This is a genomic window from Streptomyces sp. NPDC059900 (assembly GCF_050270335.1).
In the GTDB taxonomy this organism is placed as follows: domain Bacteria; phylum Actinomycetota; class Actinomycetes; order Streptomycetales; family Streptomycetaceae; genus Streptomyces.
Genome location: NZ_JBNNJZ010000611.1, coordinates 1 through 4,687 on the forward strand (window position 1 = coordinate 1; position 4,687 = coordinate 4,687).

Sequence of the window (4,687 nt, forward strand, 5' to 3'; positions counted from 1 at the left end):
GTACGGCAGCACGTACGACGTGGCGTGGCAGGAGGTGCGCGACGACCTGCCGACCGTGCTGACCGCGGTCACCGCCGGGGTGGTGCTCAAGGCCGCGCTGATCGCAGGCGTCCTGTGGGGCGTCGTGGCGGACCCGGCGTATCTGCTGCTGGCCGTCGTCATGGCGCAGATCGACCCGCTGGCCGTCTCCGCGCTCCTTGACCGCTCCCGCCTCTCGCAGCGGGGCCGGGCGGTCCTGGCGATCTGGGCCTCCTTCGACGACCCGGTGACCGTACTCCTTGCCGCCTACGTCGCCGGGTTCACCTTCGCGGAACAGGTCGCCTCCCCGCTGCGCACCGACACGGGCACCTACGCCCTGGAACTGGCCGCCAACGCGGTCCTCGTGGTGATCGCGGTGGCGGCGCACCGCGCCCTGCGCGCGGCACGCAGGAGCAGGGCGCAGCCGCCACCGCGTCGCCGGGCTGTGGCCCTGCACGTCGTCGAGGTCGTGCTGCTGCTGGTGTTCCTGGCGGCCGCCGTGCGCTACTCGCTGCTGCTGGGACTTGCCGCCATCGGGCTCTTCTACCGTCCGCGGCTGGGAGCTTGGCTCGGGCGGGCCGTGCGGGGCGCGTTCGTGGCGGCCTCGTTCTGTCTGGGACTGCTGCTGGTGCTGGGCGTCGATCTGTGGCGCGGTCTGGTGCTGGGTTGCGCGGCCTTCGCCGCGCAGGGCGTGGTGGGGTTGCTGGTCGCGCGGCGCCTGGAACGCGTCGATCGCGTTCTGCTGGCCTGCGGACAGCAGAACGGCATCACCGCCATCATCCTCGCGCTGATGCTGGAGCCGGCCCTGCCCAGAACGGTGGCGATCGTCGCGCCGGCGATCGTGGTGGTGAATTCTCTGCATTTCGCCGCCAACGAATGGTGGTTTCCGCGCTACGAGCGACGGCGGGCGGCAGTCGAGGGGGAACAGCGACGTGGACTGTGAAGTGGTGGCCGGGGCCGCTGTGGTGACGCCCAGTCAATTCGGGCCCCAGCCCGCCTATGACCTGCGGCCCGCGGCCGGACCCGGCGGCCGGGTGCGCCTGCTGGTGGGGCCGGGTGTGCGCAGGCTCTACGTCCCCGAGCCGCTGGCCGACGTAAGCCTGGAGCGCGCGCCGGGCGGCGGCGCGGGGGCAGCCGCCCGACTCTCCGTCGTGCTGCCCAAGTCCGCGGCGCACCAGGGCATGCGGCTGATGCTGGTGGGCGTCGAGGCGGAGCTGCAGTACTGGCCGGGCACCCTGGCGCTGGGCTCTGGCAGCACGCTGGCAGCCCTGCACGGCTGCGAGGCGCCCCTCGCCGCTCTGGAGATCACCGGCCGGGCGGCCCTGGACGTACCCCTGCATGCCGCCAGGGTGACCTTCGGCGGAGGGGACCTTGCGCCGGCCGGGGAACTGACCGCCGACGAGGTCCACGGCGCGCTGCTCACCCTGACCCCCGCCAAGGACCATCCGGAGGCCACCCTGCGTGCCGGCACGCTCGTCGGGGTGCGGCAAGTAGTCCTCGGCGCCGGCACCCGGCTGCTGCTGGACGGGACGCAGGGGGAAGGATTCACCCCCGCAGGCGCTGTCGCCTTCGCAGGCCCCGGACAGCTCGGCGTCGAGGGCGGCGTGCTCGATGCCCCCCTCTTCGAGGACGGCCTGCGGCTGTCCGTGCGGGAGAAGGGGCGGGTCGTCGGGGCCACCGGAACCGTGCACGCCCTGAGGGTGGACGGCGGCTGCCGGGTGGACGGAGCCGGGGACCAGGGGCTGGTCATCGCCGGGGTGGAGTCGGTCGAGGACGCCGAACTCTCCGCCGTCAACGCCTTCGAACTGCGCCCGCACTCCCTGTCCGCCCTGAAGAAGGCCGCCCACGTGTCCTTCTGGGCGGGCCGCAGCGCCGCCGACGGCATCAAACGGGCCCGGGCCATGGACCGGCCCGGCGAGGACCGCGATCTCGCCCTGTACTGGGGTGCCCTGCTGCGCCAGGTGGAAGACGGCCACGACCACGCGCAGATACGGATGACCGCACGCCGGGCGGAACTGGACTACCGGCGCAAAGCCCTGCCCCGCCGCAGCGCCGACCGGATCGTCCTGGAGATCCTGCGGCCCATCCACTACGGGCAGAGCGTGCTGGCGCCGCTCGTCGCCCAGTTGGTCATCTGCCTGTGCGGGGCGCTGCTGCTGCGCTCGATCGGCATGCTGGCCGACGACTCGCCGCGCGGCACGCTGGTGATGGTGGTGCGCCTGTACTTCGCGGCGCTGGCGGGCACGGCCAGGGTCTCCGCCTTCCGCCCCGATGCGCTGCCCGGTGTCTGGGACACCGGGGTGTGGCTGGTGTGCCTGCTGACGAGCATCTTCCTGTTCGGGGCGGCGATCCTGGCGGCCCGGCGCCGCATCATCGCCGGGTGAGGGCAGTGCGCGGTTCAGCAGGTCAGCGCAGCCCCCACCGGCCCAGGCAGCGTTCCAGCAGCGGGTCGAGCTGATCGGGGGCCGCCTGCGCGGTGTTGGCCACCTCGGCGAAGCGGTCCCGGCCGACGCGGGCGGCCACCTCCGACGCATCCGCCCGGGCTGCGGCCCGCAGGAATACCTCCGGTACCCGGATGGCCTCGGGGCGCAGCGCGTTGCGCCGCAACAGCGTCGCTCGCGGCGCGGTGACGTGCAGTGCGTAGGTGGTGTAGCGGCGCAGCGAGGGAAGCGCGGACAAGGTGGCGCGGTAGTCGGAGGAGGAGAACTCCACCAGCGCCAAGGCGCCGTTGCCCGCTTTGGCGCTTTCGGCCAGCGCGCCGTCGAAGGCCGCCAGCGCCTCGGCGACCAGGCGCGGGCGGTCATCGAGGATGAGCATCCCCTGCTCGTAGTGATAGCCCCGGCCCTCCACATCCGGCGGGCACAATTCGCGGTGCACGGTGTCCAGTTGCAGCAGCCGCACGTCGCGGCCGGTGAGCAGGGCGCCGAGGCGGGCGGCGACGGTGCTCTTGCCTGCGGCGGGCGGCCCCACCAGCAGCACGGCGGGGATCACGGCGTCTCGAAGAAGAGCGGCCACAACTCGGGGCAGCCACCGACGCCTGCCGCGCTGCCTTCCCCGTTCGTCTGGGGGCCGAGCAGCTTGGCGATATCCAGCAGCTTGTCGGTGGGCAGTGCCACGCTGTGCGTGAAATGGGGCTGTATCCAGGAAATGGCCGCCGGCAGCAAGAGGGCGCTTCCCAGCCTTCCGTAGGCTTCCAGTGCGCAATAGCGGAGAAAGGCGTTGGCCACCGGAAGGTAGAGTTTGCCCTCGCGCCAGAACTCTTCCATCTGTGCGACGTCGTACCAGTCGAAATCGTCGCCCCTCCTCAGCCGTGATTCTCTCTGTACGGTGAAGAGGAACGTCATGTCCACGTAGTGATTCTTTCCGCCGCGCCGCATGTTGGTGCAGGCGAGCAGCGGTCCGGGGGTGAACACGGATTCGTCGTCCAGGTGAAAGCGCTCCTTGCCGTGCCGGAGGATGACGCCGGTGATGTTCGCGTCCGAATCCAGCGGGCCGCCGAAGGTGCCGTATTTCTGATCGCCGTTCTTCCACTCCCTCTTGGAAAGGAAGAAGGTTCCCTCCTCGCACGCCACCAGCAGGCACCCGACCCCCAGGATCGGACCCTCCACAAGAGATTCCTTGATCCCCTTCAGTGCTTCGGCGCACCACCGGAAACCCTCGGTCCACTGGCCCTCCCACTCCGAGAGAAGCCGGGTCCCCTGCGGGATGGCGTAGTGCGGATTACCCTTGCCCGCAATGTAGTTGAGCACTTCCCAGCTGTCGCTCGACAGCATGAACACCATGAACGCTATTCCGGGGCAGCGTTCGCGCACGCGGTCGATCGCGGTGAGGACTCCGCTCTTCGCCGCATGCGGCCCCACGAACAGCATGGCGGCATGGCACAGGTCACCCGACTCCGCCGTTCCGGCGAAATCGTCGAATTCGGCCCGCCCGTCCGCGCCTCCGTCGACATAAAAGGACCCGTCCTCGAAGAGAAAGGCCTGCGTGTCGTACGAAACATTGAGCAGTGGCTTGCACTTCTTGTTGTGATCATTCTTGAGCCAGGTCCTTTCCACGGCGAACGCCTGACCGGCGCTCGCCTGACCGATCAACCCGGCGTCAAGCAACGGCCTCAGGTCGTCCCTACAGGCCAGGGCCATGACTTTCAGAGTCGGCATCGCCCGCTCTCCCCCCGTGAGCCCCGGCTGTGTAGTCTGACGGCCGTGAACGCACTTCCCGTAGTCGGTGGAGTTCTCCAGGATTCTTCCCTCAGGATCCTCCTCCTCCATCGCACCACCCCGCGCCCCCGATGGGAACTCCCGGGAGGCAAGCTTGAAAAGAACGAGACGCCCGAGCAGGCGGTGGTCCGCGAACTCCGGGAAGAACTCGGCGTCACGGTTGCCGTCCGGAACCGATTGGGCGACTGCACCTTCACCGAGGACGGACGGCCTTTCCGGTACGCGTGGTATGCGGTGCAGCTGGTGGGGGGCTCTCCGACGCCCGTCGAAAAGGCTTTCGACGCTGTGCGGTACATGAGCCTGGACGAGGCACGGGAACACTGGGCGGATCTTTCTCCCAATGTCCGCGAATTACTGATCACTTGTGAGCGGGACCGCGACGACACCGCCCGAGCGGAGAGCTGACCCCGCATGCGACTCCTTGCGCCCGTCGACGGCGACCCCGCTCACCT

At 69.9% G+C, this 4,687-nt stretch carries 5 protein-coding genes; 3 read left to right on the forward strand and 2 right to left on the reverse strand.

The genetic code is table 11. The annotated features are described in order from the left end of the window. Together ACQKIP_RS40260 and ACQKIP_RS40265 are read left to right on the forward strand one after the other, a co-directional pair. On the forward strand, positions 1-961 hold a 961-nt coding region (locus ACQKIP_RS40260; protein ID WP_427745309.1), incomplete at its 5' end, for a hypothetical protein. Beyond that, positions 951-2,402 (forward strand): hypothetical protein, encoded by a 1,452-nt coding sequence (locus ACQKIP_RS40265; RefSeq protein WP_365864429.1) that lies wholly within the window; start codon positions 951-953, stop codon positions 2,400-2,402. The genes ACQKIP_RS40260 and ACQKIP_RS40265, both read left to right, overlap by 11 nt. 22 nt (positions 2,403-2,424) lie before the next feature. Here the strand turns inward: ACQKIP_RS40265 and ACQKIP_RS40270 are convergent, their stop codons facing one another. Then, the gene (locus tag ACQKIP_RS40270) at positions 2,425-3,009 is read right to left on the reverse strand and encodes an AAA family ATPase (RefSeq protein WP_365864431.1); all 585 of its coding nucleotides are present in this window, start codon (positions 3,007-3,009) and stop codon (positions 2,425-2,427) included. Further along, positions 3,006-4,175, reverse strand: coding sequence for a hypothetical protein (locus ACQKIP_RS40275; protein WP_365864433.1), 1,170 nt, complete (start codon positions 4,173-4,175; stop codon positions 3,006-3,008). Before ACQKIP_RS40275 ends, ACQKIP_RS40270 begins: the two co-directional genes overlap by 4 nt. 45 nt (positions 4,176-4,220) lie before the next feature. Here ACQKIP_RS40275 and ACQKIP_RS40280 point away from each other — a divergent pair, with 45 nt between their 5' ends. Beyond that, entirely contained in the window at positions 4,221-4,640 is a 420-nt protein-coding gene (locus ACQKIP_RS40280; protein ID WP_365864434.1) for an NUDIX hydrolase, read from the forward strand. The last annotated feature ends 47 nt before the right edge of the window (positions 4,641-4,687 follow it).

Bases quoted from the DNA above. Each gene is read 5' to 3' on its own strand.
- ACQKIP_RS40275 (WP_365864433.1), bottom strand. From the start codon at position 4,175: ATGCCGACTCTGAAAGTCATGGCCCTGGCCTGTAGGGACGACCTGAGG.